The sequence below is a fragment of the Novosphingobium olei genome (genome assembly GCF_012927405.1).
GTDB lineage: Bacteria > Pseudomonadota > Alphaproteobacteria > Sphingomonadales > Sphingomonadaceae > Novosphingobium > Novosphingobium olei.
In genome coordinates, this window is sequence record NZ_JABBGM010000002.1 from 721,709 (window position 1) to 739,388 (window position 17,680).

General features: G+C 63.9%; 14 protein-coding genes. 6 read left to right on the top strand and 8 right to left on the bottom strand.

The window, feature by feature from the left end; all coding sequences use genetic code 11:
- Nucleotides 1–4: 4 nt before the first annotated feature.
- Nucleotides 5–466, bottom strand: a complete 462-nt coding sequence (locus tag HHL27_RS07420) for a universal stress protein (protein ID WP_169492708.1) — start codon at nucleotides 464–466, stop codon at nucleotides 5–7.
- 192 nt (nucleotides 467–658) lie between these two features.
- Here HHL27_RS07420 and HHL27_RS07425 point away from each other — a divergent pair, with 192 nt between their 5' ends.
- The 3 genes from HHL27_RS07425 to HHL27_RS07435 all read left to right on the top strand — a co-directional run bounded on the left by HHL27_RS07425 (nucleotide 659) and on the right by HHL27_RS07435 (nucleotide 3,711).
- On the top strand, nucleotides 659–1,972 hold the full coding sequence (locus HHL27_RS07425; RefSeq protein WP_169492709.1) for a pyruvate dehydrogenase complex dihydrolipoamide acetyltransferase: 1,314 nt from the start codon (nucleotides 659–661) through the stop codon (nucleotides 1,970–1,972).
- Between the two features lie 82 nt (nucleotides 1,973–2,054).
- Nucleotides 2,055–3,479, top strand: a complete 1,425-nt coding sequence (lpdA, locus tag HHL27_RS07430; protein WP_169492710.1) for a dihydrolipoyl dehydrogenase — start codon at nucleotides 2,055–2,057, stop codon at nucleotides 3,477–3,479.
- A gap of 85 nt (nucleotides 3,480–3,564) precedes the next feature.
- Nucleotides 3,565–3,711, top strand: coding sequence for a hypothetical protein (locus HHL27_RS07435; RefSeq protein ID WP_169492711.1), 147 nt, complete (start codon nucleotides 3,565–3,567; stop codon nucleotides 3,709–3,711).
- On the opposite strand, the gene HHL27_RS07440 is transcribed toward HHL27_RS07435, so the two are convergent.
- Nucleotides 3,708–4,364: a glutathione S-transferase N-terminal domain-containing protein gene (locus tag HHL27_RS07440; RefSeq protein ID WP_169492712.1), complete on the bottom strand. Its 657-nt coding sequence runs from the start codon at nucleotides 4,362–4,364 to the stop codon at nucleotides 3,708–3,710. The genes HHL27_RS07435 and HHL27_RS07440 overlap by 4 nt on opposite strands.
- Before the next feature lie 101 nt (nucleotides 4,365–4,465).
- Between HHL27_RS07440 and HHL27_RS07445 the strand changes: the two genes are divergently transcribed.
- Nucleotides 4,466–5,644: a BaiN/RdsA family NAD(P)/FAD-dependent oxidoreductase gene (locus tag HHL27_RS07445; RefSeq protein ID WP_169492713.1), complete on the top strand. Its 1,179-nt coding sequence runs from the start codon at nucleotides 4,466–4,468 to the stop codon at nucleotides 5,642–5,644.
- 303 nt (nucleotides 5,645–5,947) lie between these two features.
- Here the strand turns inward: HHL27_RS07445 and HHL27_RS07450 are convergent, their stop codons facing one another.
- The 3 genes from HHL27_RS07450 to HHL27_RS07460 form a co-directional block, all read right to left on the bottom strand.
- Nucleotides 5,948–7,540, bottom strand: coding sequence for a patatin-like phospholipase family protein (locus tag HHL27_RS07450; RefSeq protein WP_169492714.1), 1,593 nt, complete (start codon nucleotides 7,538–7,540; stop codon nucleotides 5,948–5,950).
- Complete coding sequence (locus HHL27_RS07455; RefSeq protein WP_169492715.1) at nucleotides 7,537–9,372, bottom strand: FAD-binding protein; 1,836 nt, start codon at nucleotides 9,370–9,372, stop codon at nucleotides 7,537–7,539. Before HHL27_RS07455 ends, HHL27_RS07450 begins: the two co-directional genes overlap by 4 nt.
- Nucleotides 9,373–9,516: 144 nt before the next feature.
- Nucleotides 9,517–9,771, bottom strand: a complete 255-nt coding sequence (locus tag HHL27_RS07460) for an HP1242/YdcH family protein (RefSeq protein ID WP_169492716.1) — start codon at nucleotides 9,769–9,771, stop codon at nucleotides 9,517–9,519.
- A 156-nt stretch (nucleotides 9,772–9,927) separates the two neighbouring features.
- Between HHL27_RS07460 and HHL27_RS07465 the strand changes: the two genes are divergently transcribed.
- Nucleotides 9,928–11,901 carry a TIR domain-containing protein gene (locus HHL27_RS07465; RefSeq protein ID WP_206069426.1) on the top strand — a complete coding sequence of 658 codons (1,974 nt, stop codon included), beginning with the start codon at nucleotides 9,928–9,930 and terminating at the stop codon, nucleotides 11,899–11,901.
- Nucleotides 11,902–11,939: 38 nt separating this feature from the next.
- Complete coding sequence (locus tag HHL27_RS07470) at nucleotides 11,940–12,158, top strand: hypothetical protein (RefSeq protein ID WP_169492718.1); 219 nt, start codon at nucleotides 11,940–11,942, stop codon at nucleotides 12,156–12,158.
- Nucleotides 12,159–12,183: 25 nt separating this feature from the next.
- Here HHL27_RS07470 and HHL27_RS07475 read toward each other — a convergent pair whose 3' ends face one another.
- The 3 genes from HHL27_RS07475 to HHL27_RS07485 all read right to left on the bottom strand — a co-directional run bounded on the left by HHL27_RS07475 (nucleotide 12,184) and on the right by HHL27_RS07485 (nucleotide 17,671).
- Nucleotides 12,184–14,508: a trypsin-like serine protease gene (locus HHL27_RS07475; RefSeq protein ID WP_169492719.1), complete on the bottom strand. Its 2,325-nt coding sequence runs from the start codon at nucleotides 14,506–14,508 to the stop codon at nucleotides 12,184–12,186.
- 161 nt (nucleotides 14,509–14,669) lie between these two features.
- Entirely contained in the window at nucleotides 14,670–17,252 is a 2,583-nt protein-coding gene (gene mprF / locus HHL27_RS07480; RefSeq protein ID WP_240959458.1) for a bifunctional lysylphosphatidylglycerol flippase/synthetase MprF, read from the bottom strand.
- On the bottom strand, nucleotides 17,249–17,671 hold the full coding sequence (locus tag HHL27_RS07485) for a DUF2147 domain-containing protein (protein ID WP_169492720.1): 423 nt from the start codon (nucleotides 17,669–17,671) through the stop codon (nucleotides 17,249–17,251). Before HHL27_RS07485 ends, mprF begins: the two co-directional genes overlap by 4 nt.
- Nucleotides 17,672–17,680 lie beyond the last annotated feature (9 nt).

The window sequence follows — 17,680 nt, forward strand, 5'->3', positions numbered from 1 at the left end:
GGGATCAGGAAACGGCGTCGATCCGGCTTTCGTCGGCGGCACCGGGCACGATCATCAGCACGCAGGGCAGCTGGCCCGCGTGCGCTGCAAAGTGGGCCACGAGCTGGCCGGGCCCGCCCTCTGCTGCGGCGCCGAGGACCAGTGCGGATACTTCGGGATGTGCCTTAAGGAAATCCCGCACGACCTGCGGGCCATCGCCCTGCTGCACGGTGATCGTGGGCATGAGGCCGGATTCGGCGGCCAGGCCACCGGCTGCGGTCGTCGCCAGAACTTCGGCGCGATCGCGCGCTTCCTGTTCGATGGTTGCCTGCACGCCGCCGAATGCGACGAATTCCTGCGGAGGGATCAACGCCAAGATGTGGACCGCGCCATTGGTGCGAGCAGCGCGACGAGCGGCAAAACGGAGTGCGTTCTGCGCCTCGGGGGTTTCGTCCATAATGACGAGGTAGACGCGTTGCTGCGCCATCGGGCTCTCCACGAGGCTTGACCTGCTCCAGTTCTTATGACCATCGGCCTAATTCGTATGCGGGGCAAGTGGCAATGGGGTTGACCCTGCGCGCTGTGGTGGCGAAATGCCGCAACCGGAAGTCGTAGCGGCATCGCGCCCTTGCGACCCCACGCGACACCCGAAGATACCCAGAACGGAACAGAACCCGCCATGACCGTCTCGATAAAGATGCCCGCGCTGTCCCCGACGATGGAAGAGGGCACTATTGCCCGTTGGCTGGTCAAGGTGGGAGATACGGTTTCTTCCGGCGACATCCTCGCGGAGATCGAGACCGACAAGGCGACGATGGAGTTCGAAGCGGTCGACGAAGGCACCGTTGTCTCCATCGACGTTGCCGAAGGGACCGAAGGCGTGAAGGTGGGCACCGTGATCGCAACCATTGCGGGCGAGGATGACGATGCTGCACCGGCTCCGGCAGCGAAGGTTGAAGCGGCGCCTGCTCCTACGGCCAAGGCAGAGGCTGCACCGGCACCGGCACCGGCCGCAGCGGCGCCCGCACCGGTCGCTGCGCCGGCCGCTGCTGCAGCAGCGCCTGCGCCCAAGGGTGATCGCGTGATCGCATCGCCGCTTGCCAAGCGGATCGCGGCCGACAAGGGGCTCGACCTCAGTGCGATCAAGGGCAGCGGTCCCAATGGCCGCATCGTCAAGGCGGACGTCAGTGATGCCAAGCCTGCGGCTGCCGCTCCGGCTGCAGCAGCGCCCGCAGCAGCAGCACCAGCGCCGGCCGCGGCGACCGCACCGGCCCCTGCAGCTGCGTCGATCCCCGACTTCGGCATTCCCTACGAGGCGACCAAGCTCAACAACGTGCGCAAGACGATCGCGCGCCGCCTGACCGAGGCCAAGCAGACGATCCCGCACATCTACCTCACGGTCGATATCCGGCTCGATGCGCTGCTGAAGCTGCGCGGCGAGCTCAACAAGGCGCTCGAGCCGCAGGGCGTGAAGCTTTCGGTCAACGACCTGATCATCAAGGCGCTGGCCAAGGCGTTGCTGATGGTGCCCAAGTGCAACGTCAGCTTTGCCGGCGATGAACTGCGGACGTACTCGCGCGCCGATATCTCGGTCGCCGTTGCCGCACCTTCGGGCCTGATCACGCCGATCATCGTCGATGCCGGATCGAAGTCGATTTCGACCATCGCCACCGAGATGAAGACCCTTGCTGGCAAGGCGCGCGAAGGCAAGCTGCAGCCGCACGAATACCAGGGCGGCACGGCGAGCCTGTCCAACCTCGGCATGTTCGGCATCAAGCAGTTCGACGCGGTGATCAATCCGCCGCAAGCGATGATCCTGGCGGTTGGCGCTGGCGAGCAGCGCCCCCATGTCGTCGATGGCGCCCTTGCCGTCGCCACGGTGATGAGCGTGACCGGCAGCTTCGACCACCGTGCCATCGATGGCGCGGACGGTGCCGAACTGATGCAGGCGATCAAGACGCTGATCGAGAACCCGCTCGGCCTGCTGGCCTGAGACTGTCACTTTGAGGAGCGGGCGATTGCTTCGCCCGCCGCTAGATCATGGGCCGACAAAGAGGGCCTGAAGGAGCATTCGCGTGGCTGACCAATACGACGTCATCGTTCTCGGTTCGGGCCCCGGTGGCTATGTCGCGGCGATCCGCTGCGCGCAGCTGGGCCTCAAGACCGCGATCGTGGAGCGCGAGAACCTGGGTGGCATCTGCCTGAACTGGGGTTGCATCCCGACCAAGGCGCTGCTGCGCTCGGCCGAAGTCTATCACCAGATGAAGCACGCGGCGGCCTATGGCCTTGCCGCAGACAACATCCGCGCCGACATCGATGCGGTGGTGAAGCGTTCGCGCGGCGTGGCCAAGCAGCTCAATCAGGGCGTCACGCACCTGATGAAGAAGAACAAGATCGCCGTTCACATGGGCAGCGGCACGCTCAAGAGCGCCAACACTCTCGAAGTGAAGGGCGACGCTGACGGGAAGGGGGGCACCGAAACGCTGACCGCCAAGCACATCATCGTGGCGACCGGCGCGCGTGCGCGCGACCTGCCGTTCGCAAAGGCCGATGGCGAGCGCATCTGGACCTATCGCCATGCGATGACGCCGAGGGAAATGCCGAGTAAGCTGCTGGTCATCGGATCGGGCGCGATCGGCATTGAGTTCGCCAGCTTCTACAACGACATGGGCGCCGAAGTGACCGTGGTCGAAATGATGGACCGCGTGGTGCCGGTGGAAGACGCCGATGTTTCGGCGTTCCTGGAAAAGGCGCTGAAGAAGCAGGGGATGACCGTGCTGACCGGTGCAGGCGTCGAAAGCATCGACGTTTCGGGCAAGGGCGTGAAGGCCAAGATCAAGGGCAAGGACGGGAAGGTCACCGAAGCCGACTACAGCCATGTGATCGTGGCCGTGGGCATCGTGCCCAACACCGAGAACATCGGCCTGGAAACGGTCGGCGTGAAGGCCGAGCGGGGCATCATCGCGATCGATGGCTATGGCCGCACCAACGTCAAGGGCGTCTGGGCGATCGGCGACGTGACGCCGGGGCCGTGGTTGGCGCATAAGGCGAGCCACGAGGGGGTGATCGCCGCCGAAGCCATCGCGGCGGAACTGGGCAACAAGGATGTGCACCCGCATCCGATGGACCGCGCCAACATCCCGGGCTGCACGTATTGCCACCCGCAGATTGCCAGCGTCGGCCTTACCGAGGCGAAGGCCAAGGAAGCAGGTTATGCGGTGAAGGTGGGCACGTTCCCGTTCATCGGCAATGGCAAAGCGATCGCGCTCGGCGAAAGCGAAGGCTTCGTGAAGACGGTGTTCGATGAAAAGACCGGCGAGTTGCTCGGCGCACACATGATCGGTGCAGAAGTGACCGAAATGATCCAGGGCTTCGTCGTGGGCAAGACGCTGGAAACCACCGAAGCCGAACTGATGCACACGGTGTTCCCGCACCCGACGATCAGTGAATCGATGCATGAAAGCGTGCTCGCCGCCTATGGTCGTGCGCTGCATATCTGATTGCGTCCATTATTGCGGTAAACCGCTGAACTGAAACGGAACTGTCGTCTCCATGGGGCATTGATGGCCCAAGGAGACGATGTCCGTGGAATACGAGATCGAAGAACCGATCAATCCGCGCTCTTGGCAGGATGAGCAGGACAGCGCGCGCAGCGAACGCGCACCGTTGCTGCGCTGGAAACCCGTGCAGCAAAAACGCGCCATGCTCATCCCGGAGAGCGAGGAGGCCTAGTCGCCTAGGCTCACAGATGCGAGATAGACGGCGTGCTGCGCGGCAAAGGCCCGCTGAAAGGCGGGCCGTGCTTCTGCACGCGCGATATACTGCATCAAATTTGCGTGAGGTTCGAGAAGATCGTGCCCGCGCAAACGGATCATCACCGACACCAGCATCAGATCGCCCGCGCTGAATTCCCCATCTATCCAGGGATTTTCGCCCAACCTCGCGGCGAGTAAGGCAAGACGGTAATGGATACGTTCCCTGATCAAAGGGAGACGTTCCTCGGTCCAATCGTTCTGTCCTTCAAGCAGCACCGCGGTCTGAAGCTCCAGGATCGGCGGCTCGACGGTGCTGACCGCCGCAAACATCCAGTTGATCGCGCGGGCGCGGGATACGGGATCAAATGGAAGAAGGCCCGGCGTCGTCTCCGCGAGATGGAGAATGATCGCGCCCGATTCAAACAAGGTCACGCCATCGGTTTCAAGCGTAGGGATCTGGCCGAACGGATTGCGCGCAAGGTGCGGCGGCTCGCGCAGGTCGGTGAAGTCCAGAAGCTGCACTTCGTAGGGGACACCAAGCTCTTCCAAAGCCCAGCGGACGCGCATGTCGCGGGCAAGCCCGCGGCCACGGTCGGGCGAGGCCCTGAATGCAGTGATCACGGGGGGCACGCAGAAATCTCCCGAGCGATGATGATATGGCCGAGAGTGCGCGGTCGGGGCGGCGACGACAACGCCTTTCCACATGGGTGTCGGCACGCTAGGGCGAGCCCATGCCTTCCACCCATGATGTCATCGTGCTCGGCGCGGGCGCTGCAGGGCTGTTCTGCGCGGCAACCGCAGGCGCGCGCGGCCGCCGCGTCACCGTGATCGATCATGCGGACGAGGTGGGCAAGAAGATCCTGATTTCGGGCGGAGGCCGGTGCAACTTTACCAATCTGCACACCGCTCCGGACCGCTACCTTTCCGAAAACGCACACTTTGCCCGCTCTGCGCTGGCACGCTACACGCCCGCCGATTTCCTGGCTCTCGTCGAGCGGTACGGCATAGCCTGGCACGAAAAGACGCTGGGCCAGCTGTTTTGTGATGGCTCCGCACGCCAGATCGTTGCCATGCTGGTGGAGGAGTGTCGCGCCAGTGCGGTCGAAATCCGGACAGGTAGCGGCATCTCGAAGGTGCACCATGCCGACGGCATGTTCCATGTGAGTACGTCAGCGGGCCCTGCGCTTGCAGCCTCCAAGCTGGTTATCGCCACAGGCGGTCCATCGATTCCCAAGATGGGCGCAACCGGATTCGCCTATGACCTGGCGCGGCAGTTCGGGCTCAAGGTCGTGCAACCGCGTCCGGCGCTGGTGCCGCTGACGCTCGCCGGGGAAGACGCGCTGTTTCGCGAGCTGTCGGGCGTATCCGCCCCCGTGCTGGCGAGGGCGGGGAAAGCGGCTTTTCGCGAGGCAGCCCTGTTTACCCACCGCGGACTTTCTGGGCCGGCAATTCTTCAGGCGTCGTCCTACTGGCGCCATGGCGAGCCGATCCTGATCGACTTCCTGCCCGACGCTCGGCCCGATTGGCTGCTGTCGGCCAAGCGCGAGCGTCCGCGCAGCACGCTGCGCCGTGCCTTGTCGGAGGCGCTGCCCGACCGGCTGGCCGGCGCGCTGGGCGAGGCCATCGGCGTGAATCAGGAACTGGGTGCCGTTCAGGACAAGACCTTGCGCGCGGCGCAGGAGCGGCTGGCGCGGTGGCGCTTCATGCCCAACGGCAGCGAAGGTTTCGCCAAGGCTGAGGTTACCGCCGGTGGAATCAGCACGGCAGAACTTTCGTCCCAGACGATGGAGGCCCGAAAGGTGCCGGGGCTGTTCGCCATCGGCGAGGCTGTCGACGTTACGGGCTGGCTTGGCGGCTACAACTTCCAGTGGGCTTGGGCCTCGGCCCATGCTGCGGGGCAGGCGCTTTAAGCTGTCGCAGATTTGCGCAGCATAGGCAGGAACCGCCTGAGCCCATCGACGCTTCAACCTCAAAAGGTGCGCGCAGCCGCGCCGCGAGCAGGGGAGAGCGACGATGACTTCCGCAACCAGAATCGTGCCGGCAGCCATCGCTGCAAGGCTGGCTTACACGTCCTTGCGGACGGGAATCGGCTGGATGCGATTTGCGCAGTGGGATGCCGTGTTCGTTCACCTTGTTCTTGGGGCGGCCCTTGGGAGCGCTTCGATAAGGCTCGTCGGGCGACGCTAGCCGTCGACTGCCGGTTCATGTGCTAGCTATCGGCGCTTGAGTTCCTGCGCTGTAACCAACCGCGTCCAGGCATCCAGCAACAGCGTTTCGCTGGTCCCGCGATCCGCGTAGGCCGCTCCATAATCGCGCAAGCACAGCATGAAGAGGTCATCGAACATGATGTCCTTGTTGCGCTTGGCGCAGAACGCGCGGGGTGACGACGGGGTAAAGTCATGGAAACCATCCGCCGTGGTGAAATAGACGGGGCCATCCGGGTTTGTCAGGCGCAGGTCGGCGATCGACTGCACCTCGACCTGGTTCACGACGATCTTTTCCGCACGCATGGCAGCGTCCAGTGGGTTGGCTGTATTGTTGACCTTTTCGTCCGCGCCCGGAACGTCCCGCTCGACCTTGCTGCCCGGCGCCCTGATCCGCTTCAGCAATGCGGTGGGGCCGTTGCGAAGCACGAAGATCGGCCGCTTGTTTTCAGCACTCTGCCTTGCCTGCGCAAGCTCCGCCTCGAACACCGATTGCCGTACGCCGCCGTCGTAGTACGTGCGCTTCTTCCCGCCGGTGCCCGGGTCGGCGATCTGGACCTGCTGGTAGAACAGCGGCATGGCCGCGCTGGCGAGGCCGATACCGGCAAGGCACTGCTGGGCGTTGCGCACCGAGGCCGGGGAAATGCCCCTTCTGACGGCATCGGCCGTGAACAGATCCTGGGCGATGCGCGTGGCGTTGGCCATCATGAATTCACCATCATCGGCCCGCACCATGCCAACGAACACGTTCCGTGACAGCGCGGGCGGCGCCGGAAGTCCGGGTACTTTCGTGCCGCCGGACCGGGCAAGCCGCGCGATCATCGGGCAGGTAGCAGCAACAGCTTCCGGGCTGAGCGACTGGCCAACTTTGAGCGATTGGGCGAGCAACGCGCGCGAACAGAGCGCGTCTTCGAGACGGACCCTGAGGCGGGCGATGGCGGCCATTTCGCCGGTGACGGCCGCCAGCATGGTGGGGCGATAACGCCGAACGAGATAAGCTTCGCTGGGCGGTGCATAGACGGCTGAAAGTGCGCGGAAGTCTTCGTCCCCACCCGCTCCGACGAACAGGGCCTGGAAGGCGCCGGTGCTGACCCCGGTCACCGTGCCAAAGTGGTAGTTCCGGTCAAACCCCTTGGCGTGCAGCCGCGAGAGGAAGCCCGCGCCGTATGCTCCCCACTGACCGCCACCGGAAAGCAGCAGGTCCGCCGAAATCGGCTGGTTCGGCGTTGTGAAAGACCAGCCTTCGGCAAAGGCATGCGCGTTGACGGTGGCCTTTTCTACCGCCTTGGCTTCCTGTTCCGATTGCTGCAGAGCCTGCTCAAGCGTCAGCACGGGGGCCTTGCCGTCTTCGACAGGAGCGCTCCCCTGGACCGGTGCGGCCGCTTCGACGGGGGCCATCATCTCCGCCAATCCGGCGGGGGGGCGGGGCAATGCGCCGGGCCGCGCCTGGCCGCGGATCTGCCGGACATAGGCCGATTGCGGTTGTGGCTGGGCGTAGCCCTTATCGCCTTCTAGGCCCCTGCATTCGAACGCGATCGGACCGGTGGTGCTGCACCCTGCGGCGAACAGCGACAGCGCGAGGGGGAAGACGCGCCGGATCATTCCACAACCCCGTATTGCTTGACGGCGGGGTTCCAGAAGATCGATCGCCCGAAATCGTCGAGCAGCGTTTCGCGGGCCTTGCGCCAGCGCATCAGCGGTGATGCCGGGTCGCTGACCGGGCCGTAGTCTGCATGCACCTTCGCGCTATCCAGATCGCCGAGCTTGCCCCAGTGCATCGAAAACGCAACGCTGGCACCATCAAGCGCGGCACGCACGGCTCTGGCCCCCGCGGGCAGCACCGTGGCAAGCTGCCTGAGGCCGGCGACGGCCGGTGGGGGCAGCGGATGGCCCGAAGCATCGGGATGGGCTGCGGCCTTGTTGCAGATGAAGGGGGACAGTCCATCGATTTCGATCACTGCCGTTTCCGGAAAGCGGGTGAAGGCCAGCGTGCCGCTCGCGTGGCTGACGAAACGGACGGTGAAGACAAACGTCCCGGGAAGTGGCGCAACGGCGGCACAGATCGCTTCGATTGCCGTGCGCAACTGGCTGCGATCGATCGCGAAGGACGCATTGTAGAGCGAGCCGGGGACGCCACCGGTCAAGGCATCGCTATCGTGCAATTGGCCCCAGCTTTGCGGCGGCCAGATTTTGCCGGCTGCACCGAAGCTGCCGGTGTCGCGATAGAAATCGAATGCGCTTGGATGGTTGTCCAGCAGGGCGCGGATCAGGTCTTCGACCGGGTCGGACGCCGCAACAGCATCTTGGGCTGCAATCTGGGAGGCTGCTTCGCTCGGTCCATGGGCGAAAAGGCTCGACGCCATCTTCACCACGGCTTCGCCCGCGATCGGCGCCCGTTCGGCACTGCCCTGCTCGGCTTGGTGCGCGGGCGTAGGTTCAAGATAGAGCGTATGCAGTGCGTGAGGGCCGTACGGAGCGTGCGGATCGATCGTGAGCTCATAGAAGACCGGCCGCTCGGTTCGACCGAGATCGCGGGCCAGCGCCTCGAAGTCTCCACGGGCGATGGTGTCCAGCACATCCTCTTTCAGGGGCTGGTCGATGCGAAAGCGCTGGTAACGGGCAAGCTGGGCAAGCTCGATGGCGACGCCGGCAACGATGCCCATGGCGCCGAGGTGCACGAGCGCGGCTTCGAACAGGGCGGTATCCCGGCGTACTTCAGGTGGCGTGCCGCCATCGGCCAGGGCTGCTATGCCGGCGTCGGAAAGTACCGGCGCACCATCCCGCTCGATCCACCAGTGCTTGTCCGGTCCTGCCACCAGATGGATGCCGACGATCATGTCCTGCGTTCCGCCGAAGCCAAGGCGCGAGCCATGCGTCGCGGTTGCTGCCGCGCCGGCGACGGTCGGGCCGAGAAAGCTGCCGCTCGTCGGCAAGCTCAGCCCCTTCGGCTCGGCCCAATCGACCAGCTCACGCCCGCGCGTGCCGCCCCCTGCGATTACCAGTCGATCCGCAGGATAGGGGCTCGCCGAATTGCGATGCGAGGTCGGAAGAAGCCCGACGAACGAGAGGCCGCCGCACATCAATTGCGACATAGGCGCGCCGATGAGGGGGGCGAAACTCCACGCCGTTCCGACCATGCCGGCAGCGAATGGAACCCCGGGCTGGTGGGGTACGCCGGGAACGAACACCGGGTTGGCGATGCGCTCTGCGATGTGGGCAAGATAACCTTGCAGGACCGGCGCGATGTGGCCGAGCCGTTCGAGCGGGCCAAGTCCGTCGATGTCGGCGAGGTGTATGCGTGCCAACTCCACGATGCCGGGTGGCAAGTCCCCATTGGCGAAGTCTGTCGCCCCGATGTCTGCGACATCCGGGCGAGTCACAGTCATGTGGTAGTTCGACCACCACGCAAAGGATTCATAGGAAATATTCGGCACGCAAAGCCCCCCCTCTTCGCGCGCCATGGTGTTGAATGCGGAAGCAGTGGTCAAATCCGAATTAAAGCCCCGTCAGCGTGTACTTGTGGAGAACTTCGCGACGCTGACCACCAGCGCATTGTCTAGACGGGCCAGAAGCCTTTCCTAATCGACTGGCTGACGCGAGTTGCGGACCAACGCCGAGATTTCATCGAGCAGCGCAAGACGTTGTTTCTTCAAGTCTTCCAGCAGAACTTGCGACAGAGGTTCGACACCGATTTCAGCGTGATAGATGCGTGCATCGATTTCGGAATGTGCCCGGTTGAGGCGTTCGAAGTGCGGGTTTTCGCTTTTCAGTTTCCTGAGAGTGGCCTGGTCGTGGGGAAATTCGTTGTGAAGCTGCTTGGACAGGTGAGTCATCTTGGTCCTCCGGTCGGCCTGTGATGTGCTTGCTGCTTTTCGGGATGCGCTTTGCCGAGGCCGCCTGCATTGTCCCCGATCAAAGGCGACCATGCGCGGTGTGTGCGGTGCGATATGCTGGCTTTGCCCCGCAATAGGCGCTAAATTGCAGTCTTGATGGGGGAAACTGGTTCAGCAGCTGACGACGCGACAGTCACAGGCGGTTCCCCCGGTTCTGTTTTCGTCAGCTATTCCCGGCCGGATCGCGCGCGAGCGGCCCAAGTCGTCGCGCTGCTGGAAGGCGCTGGCTGCAAGGTGTGGTGGGATGGCCAGCTGGAGGGCGGACAGGCCTTCCTGCCGGAGATCGAAGCGGCCCTGACCTCCGCCGACGCGGTGGTCGTCCTCTGGTCGGTGACGGCTGTGGCATCGCACTGGGTCCGCGACGAAGCCGAACAGGGCCGGGTACGCGGCTGTCTCGTTCCGTTGGGGCTGGATGGTACCGAACCGCCGCTGGGCTTCCGGCAGGTACAGGTCGTCGATATCGCACGCTGGCGCGGCCGTGCCGACGATGCAGAGGCGCTGGCGATCCTGCGCGCGGTATTTGCGCGCTTCGGAGCCGAGGTTCCGGCGATACCGCGGCGGGTGCCGAAGCGTTCACGGCGCAATGTGCTGATCGGGGCGGGCGCGGCGACTCTGGCCGCCGGCATCGGTGGTGTCGGATTTGCGGTGTCCAGGGGACTGCTGCGGCTGCCCGGTAGCGTGGGTGAGAATTCGGTTGCGGTGATGCCGTTCCAGAATCTCTCTCCGGACCGGTCACAGGCATGGTTTTCGGACGGACTGTCGGAAGAGGTGCGGGCCGTTCTGGCGCGCAACCCACGGCTTCACGTCGCGGCTCCTGCCTCGTCCGTCAGTCTGCGCGATGCGGGGGACGACGTCATGGCCGTTTCGTCGAAGCTGGGTGTTGCCAACGTGCTTCGGGGCAGCGTGCAGCGGTCGGGCGATGCAGTGCGTATCACGGCCGAGCTGGTCAGAGGCAGCGACGCGATGGTGCGGTGGGCGGAACGCTTCGATCGCAAGCTTTCCGACGTATTTGCACTCCAGACGGAAATCGCCGAGACGGTTGCCGTCGCTCTCGTTGCCGAAGTGGCAGGCGATGATGTGGCGCGCCAAAGCGCTGTGGCGCAGCGTGACATCGGCGGGACCAGCGATGTCGCCGCGCACGACGCATATCTGCGCGGGCGCGCCTATTTCGAGCTTTCGGCGGGGGAAGAAACGGATCGCGCGGCGCTTGCGCAATTTGAAGCCGCGATCAGCCGCGACGGCAACTACGCGCAGGCGCACGCCATGCGTTCGACCATGCTGGCCGCGATTGCCAACGAGACGGGCGATTCCGGGGCCGTGCGAGGGCTTTATGCATCGGCCATCGAGGCTGCGCAGCGCGCGATCGCTTTGGCGCCGGAACTTGCGCAGGGGCATCTGGCGCTTGGCTATGCGCTCAACAACGGCGAGCTCGCCACGGCGGCGGCCTTGCCCCATTATCGCCGGGCGCGGGACCTTGCGATCGGCGACGCGGACGTCCTCCGATCAGCCGCGACCTACTTCGCGTTTGCCGGGGACAATGCAACGGCGGCACCCCTAGCGGCCAAGGCCATCCGCCTCGACCCTCTAAACGCACGGGTGTTCCGCACGGCCGGATACGTTGCCTATGCCGCGCGCGATTTCGGCGACGCCATGCGGCAAATGCGCAAGGCCATCGAGCTCAACAATCGCATCGCGACCGCACACTTTTCAATCGGCAACGTGCTGTTGGCAAAGGGGGACGCGAAAGCGGCGCTCGAGGAGTACCGGCAGGAAGCCACGCCGCTGTTCGCGCTCGCCGGTTCGGCGATCGCCAGAGCGCGGCTTGGAGACCAGGCGGGCGCGAAGCGCGACTTTGACAAGCTGGTGGCCGACTTTGGCAACAACGGTCTGTACCAGCAGGCGCAGGTGCTGGCCCAGTGGAACGACGTGCCGGCGGCGCTGGATCGTCTGCGCAAAGCGCGCGAGGTGCGCGATGCGGGGTTGCTGCTTGCTCCCACCGACTGGATGCTCGATCCCTTGCGCAAAGAGGGCGATTTTGGGCGCTTGCTAACCGGGCTTACAGCGCGATAGCTTCGATGCCGCCACTTTCGGCAAAAGGGGGAATCTGCATGAAGAAGATTGCACTTGTTCTGGCCTGTGCGGGATCGCTTGCTCTTGCCGGATGTGGCCAAGGTGACGACAAGCCGGCCGCTACCGACACTGCGACGGCTTCGGCCGAAGCTACCGACGATGCAAGCGCTGCGCCCTCGGACGATCCGGCCGTCGACGCGGCGGCTTCGGAAGGTGCCTCTGATACCGGGAACCCGGTTCCGCCGAAGTCGAACTGAATTTACGTCGGCTGGACCTGCAGGATCAGCGGTTGCCCGGGGCATCGATGGTCTTGCGGATCCAGTCCGCAAACTTGGCGACCCGCGTGTACCGGCTGGCCACATCGCCCACGCCGCAGACGCCCTTGCTTACCACCGCAATGAGCGTTGGAACCTTGCGGTCTGACGCCATTCGGCCGTTTCCAAGGACTGACACGGGGTCGTATGAAACGAGCGGCCCGCCACTGTCTCCATAGCAGGCTTGCTGGCCGTTCGAGCCGAAGGCGCAGAGCACCGAATTCCTCCGCTGGTTGTCCGTCAGCTTGGTCTGGTCGGTACAGGCGTCAAGGCTGGCGAGCTGGAGGGGAGCCTGGTTGAGCTTTAGCGAGCCAGCGCTGTCTTCGGGCTTCGTCCAGCCCCAACCGAAGACCCTGACATTGGCCCCTTGTTCGATCTTGCGTTCATCGATGCTTTCCGGATCCAGTCGGATCGTCCGCATTTCGCCTGGGACGCCAATCACTTCGGGATGAAGGTCATCTATTCTGAGCAGCGCAATGTCATAAGCGACGCGCCGTTGTTCTGGTCCTTGCTTCAGGAAATTGGGGTGGGGGATCGCTTGCAGGATGCGATATCGCTGCCCGCTGGGCTTTGAGATGTCGTTTGTGCCCAGACGCACCTTGTACCCTGACGTGGCGATGTCGATGGCGCCATTCTTGTCCAGATGATCGCTCAGGCAGTGTGCCGCCGTCAGGATCCAGCCCTTTGCGATCAGGCTCCCCCCGCACAGCACCCTGTCTCCACCTGCAAAGGTGCGGCCGGCAACATTTTCCGGGCGCTCGACCAGCGCCTGCCAAGGCGCGCCGCCGCGTGGCACTGCAATGCCGTTGACGACCCCCAGACATCGGCGGCCATCGTCCGCAGAGTAGGTACGGTCCTCGATCTGGACTTCGAAACGACCGCAGTAGGGATGTCTTGCCTGATAGTCTGAGATGACGTCTTCGTCGGTGCCGAAAGTTGCGTCAGCGGCGAGAGGCGCAAGGGTCGGGTTGTCGATCTGAAACTGGCTGGCGCTGATGCAGGCGTCGCCATAGTCCAGGCGACAAGCCTTGCCGTAAAGCGCAAGCGCCGCGCCAGGATCGCGTTCCGTACCTTCGCCCCGCGCCGAGAGATCGCCGGCAAGTTTGCAGGACAGACCATCGAATGCGCATCCGTATTGGTAAAGCCGGAGCCGCCGGGCTGCGGGCAGTTTACTTTCGAGCTCCCAGGAGGACGCCAGAAGCCGGGCAGCGGCCACGCACCACAAGATCCCGTCCGGTCCACATATCCTTTCATACGCAAGCACGGCCTGCGCGGGATCGTAGAATGGCGAGTCAGGCTTCTCCGCCATTTCTCCGACCAACTGGCACGCGAATTCCGAGGTGCCGTCCTGACACTGCTTCAACCGGTCGGGGTAATTGCGCACGTCACCGGCGAGGATGCACAAGTCCTGGTTGATCTTGCACGCATCGTCATAAAAGTCGGCTGCACTGCGGGCTGCCGGGGCTGTGATCCTGTTCGTCAGGATGGTCCGCCCGGCATCTACACAGGACTGCGCATCGCCTTGGGCACAGCCATTGGCCAGCGTGGATTGCGCCATTTCGGCATCCGGGGCGCCGAAGGCGGTGCCGAGTGCCAGATTGCCCAAGGCGCCGCAGAAGCCAGGCTCCGCCCTTCGGCAGCCTTGTATCAACAATTCACGCGCCTGGGCCGGCTCGGCCTTGGTCCCATTGCCGGTGGCAAGCAGGCTTGCCCAGGTCAGGCATGACCCGCGATCTTTGCGGCGGCAGGTTTGATAGGCGAGGGCAGCAGCTCGCGGAGGGTCGGCTCCAATGCCGGTTCCATCGATCAACGCGCGGGCAAAGAGGCCGCACTGTTCCAATATGCCAAGATTGCACGCCTGTTCTCGCGCCAATGTCACCAAAGTGGCACTGTTCGGGGGGGCGTCCTTTTCCCCAAAGCTGCCGCCGGTTTCCATCGAGCCGAGTTCGATGGCCCTGATGCAATCGCGCCCGCGCCCCAGGTTGCAGGCCTTGAAATAAAGCGCGCTGGCAGCACCCGGCGAATAAAGTTCATGGCCGAGCCTGAGCTGGGCCTTGTTTTCGAAGCGTCGCGCAAGATATTCGCAATCGTCGGCGTCGCCCGCGCGGCAGCCGCTGTCATCAGGCTTCAGCACCGTTACCGATCGCCGGATGGTCGGGCCGTCTTCGCCGCCGATCCTGAGCGATCGCAAGATCACGATCTTGTGGTCCGGACCCCGCGCGAAAGCCGGCGCCTGCCCAAGCAGGCTTGTCACGATCAAGGCTGCAAGCAAGACGGTGGCGCGAACGCTCATGAAGAGCTCCGGAACAAACCTAGTTAAGTTGCTTCCATATCATTGTAACGCAACCATCAAAAGCTGTGCCATCACGTGTTCCAGCCAACCGTTAACCGGCGGTTTGCTTGTCGTTCCATGTTGATCCCGAGTTAAGACCGGCCCTGCATCTGCAGGCCATTTCACCCGCGGTTTCCCCCTGAAACGAGTGCAATGACGGCTCCTACCGCGAAGAATCCTTGAGGACCTTGCGGACAAGCGAGATAGCGGCTTTCCCAGGCGGGCGCATACTTCTGCTTGTAGAAGCGCAGGCCTGCGAAGTTGTAGACCCGGCCACCGACATCGTGGACCACCCGGGCAAGGCGGGCCCAGAAAGGGGCCAGTCTGCCGCCCGGAAGCCCCGAAAGCGGCGCAAGGCCAAGGTTGAACCGAGCGGCACCACTTGAACGAGCATGCTCGATCAGGCTGGTCAGGAGGAAGTCCATCGTCCCTGGAGGCGCATCAGGCAATTGCCGCATCAGATCGACCGACATCTCGCCGCCGTCACCAGACCGCCAGATGTTGGCAAAGGCGACCGGCTGTTCGTCGCGCAGAACGACCGCGATGGCAAAGTGTCGCAAGTAGGAAAGATCGAAGCGGCCGAGGCTGAAGCCTTTCTCCTGCGTCTTATGCTCGTCGAGCCAGATTTCGGAGATCGGACGCAGCCGGTCCATCCAGTCTTGCACTTCGTCTGGCGAAATGATCCGCAACGTCAGGCCGTCGCGCCGTGCACGCGCGCAGCTGTTGCGCAGGCTTTTCATCCGTGGGCCGACTAGGGAGAAGCTGCGGGGATCGACGATTGCTTCCTCGCCGTACTTCATGACCGAAAGGCCCAGTTCGACGAGTACCGGCAGAAGTTCCGCGCTTGCTTGGTAAAAGCATAGCAGGGCGTTGCTCGCATCGGCCAGGCGGCGCAAGTCCCAAACGAGTTGGTGCCAGTGATCGCGTGTGCCGACCGGATCACCCATCACCACCCATGTCCTTCCGCGAGGACGGAACATGATGAAGCATTCACCGTCGGTCGAAACCAGGAACCGCTTGTCTCCGGTATGAGCAAGCGCTGCGTCGCTGCGAGGGCACACGGATGTTGCGCGATCGATGACGGCTTGAGGCAGGTGGGTCTGCCCGCCGATTGCCCGGGGTCTGCTCATCCATTCGCGCATTGCGAAGGCAAAGATCAGGACGCTGGTTGCGAAGCTCGCCCGGAGCGCGCGCGGTCCATCGCCATAGAGCGCAAAGTGCCACCACAAGTCGGACCGGAACCGATCGGCATCGTGAAACATGGCACCGATCGCTGTCGCCGCGATGACGGCCGCCCCAGCGGCGAGCAGCCACGGGAGGTTGTGGGTCGAGAAAGCAGCCTTGCGTCCGCGATAGAATGCCGGCGCGGCCAACTGCAGGAGCGCGACCATGGCCAGCATGACCATGGCCTCCTCGAAGTCGAGACCCTTTGCCAGCGAGAACATCGCGCCGAGCAGGAAAAGCAGGCGAGCCGCGCGAAGGCCGCTGGCAAGCCGCTGTGCCAGGGCTGGAGCAACGAGCAGCAAGCCGGTGCCGACCAGGCTTGCGGCAAGGTGCGAGGTTTCGATGAAGGGCAGCGGCACCAGGTGCACAAGGTGATGCAAGCGATCATGCTCTGCCGGCACGGCACCTGAAAGGAGCAACACGATGCCCCCGGCAAAGCTCATTCCCGCAAAGAACATCGGGCTCAGCGCCAGTGCCAGCCGGCGTGCGGGGGCGGTGGCGCGCATCAGCAGAGCCGACGCCCAGCTGACGCTCCGCTCGCTTTCGATCGCAGCATTGAGTGACAGCGCAATGCAAAGCGGCAGCAGGTAATAGACCGCACGATAGGCGACGAGGGCACCAAGGATCGACGCAGTACTTGCGCGCGAACCTATGGTGGCGACGATGACCGCCTCGAACACGCCGAGTCCGCCGGGAACGTGAAGGACGAGGCCCAAGGCGATGGCGAGCGCATAGGCCAGTACGAGGCCAGCGAACGAAAGTCCTGCATGCGGAAGCAGGACATAGAGAGCGAGGCTGGCAAATGTTAGATCGGCAACCGAGACCAGCGCGAGCAGGGCCATGGTCGCCATCGATGGCCACGCGATCAGTTCGATCCTGGCACGCAGCTTTTCCGGCAGGGCGCGGCGGACTCCGAAAATTAGGGCGGCGAGGAGTGCCAGAACCGCCAGTCCTGCAGCATGGGCCACGCCCGGTTCGAGATCAAAGGTTGGAAGGTGGATCGGCCGGGGAATCGCAAGAAGCGCAAGCGTGGTGGCGAACGTGACGCCAATCCAGAAGGCGACGCCTGCAATCGCCACGATCCGGGCGATCGTGCGCGTGGGCAAACCTGCCTTGCCATAAATGCGCAGGCGCGCAGATCCCCCCGTGATCGCCCCGAAGCCCAGCGTGTGGGAAACGGCATAGCTGGTGAAAGCCGCCCGCATGGTGACGCCCACGGGAACGCGAACGCCGAGCATCTGCAATGCGAGGCGATCGTAAAACGTGAGCAGGACGTAGCTCGCCGCAGTAAAGAGCACGGCCATAAGCGTGCGGAGCGTGCCGAGGTCGCGAAACGCAGCCTTGACCTCGTCCACTCTGACGTTCTGGATGGCGTGCTGCGAGAGTACGATCAGCAGCACGAGGGTCGCCAGCATACCGAAGATGCCGGCGCAACGCCGCCAATCCAGACGTTTCGGAAGTTCGGCGATGGCGGCAGTCATATCCGTTGCCAGATTTCGGACTGACACAGGAAACTGCCGAAGAGACAACCCGCAACCTTGGCGTGATCGCGGTCGATCAGTGTTATGTGTGAGGAAAAGCGGTGGCCGAGGTCGGGGACGAAGACGGTCCCGCTCCAGTGGTTCTGGCCATCCCGCTTGTACCCCTGGAACAGCGGCAGGCCAATCAGTTGTGTCGTGCCTGCCGCACGTGCATCGGCCACTGCCGTGGCGTTGGCGCTGGTGATGACACCGCAGAGCGCGCCGCCGCATGGATCGATGCGTATTGCGACAGAGTTGTCATCGTTGTGCCACGAGCCGCACAGCGGATCGCTGCCATTCGTGGTCAGACTGGCAAGCGCAAGCTGAGGAACCACAAGCAGCGCCATCAAGGCGAGGCCGAGCCGTTTCACCGACATCATGTTAAGGTA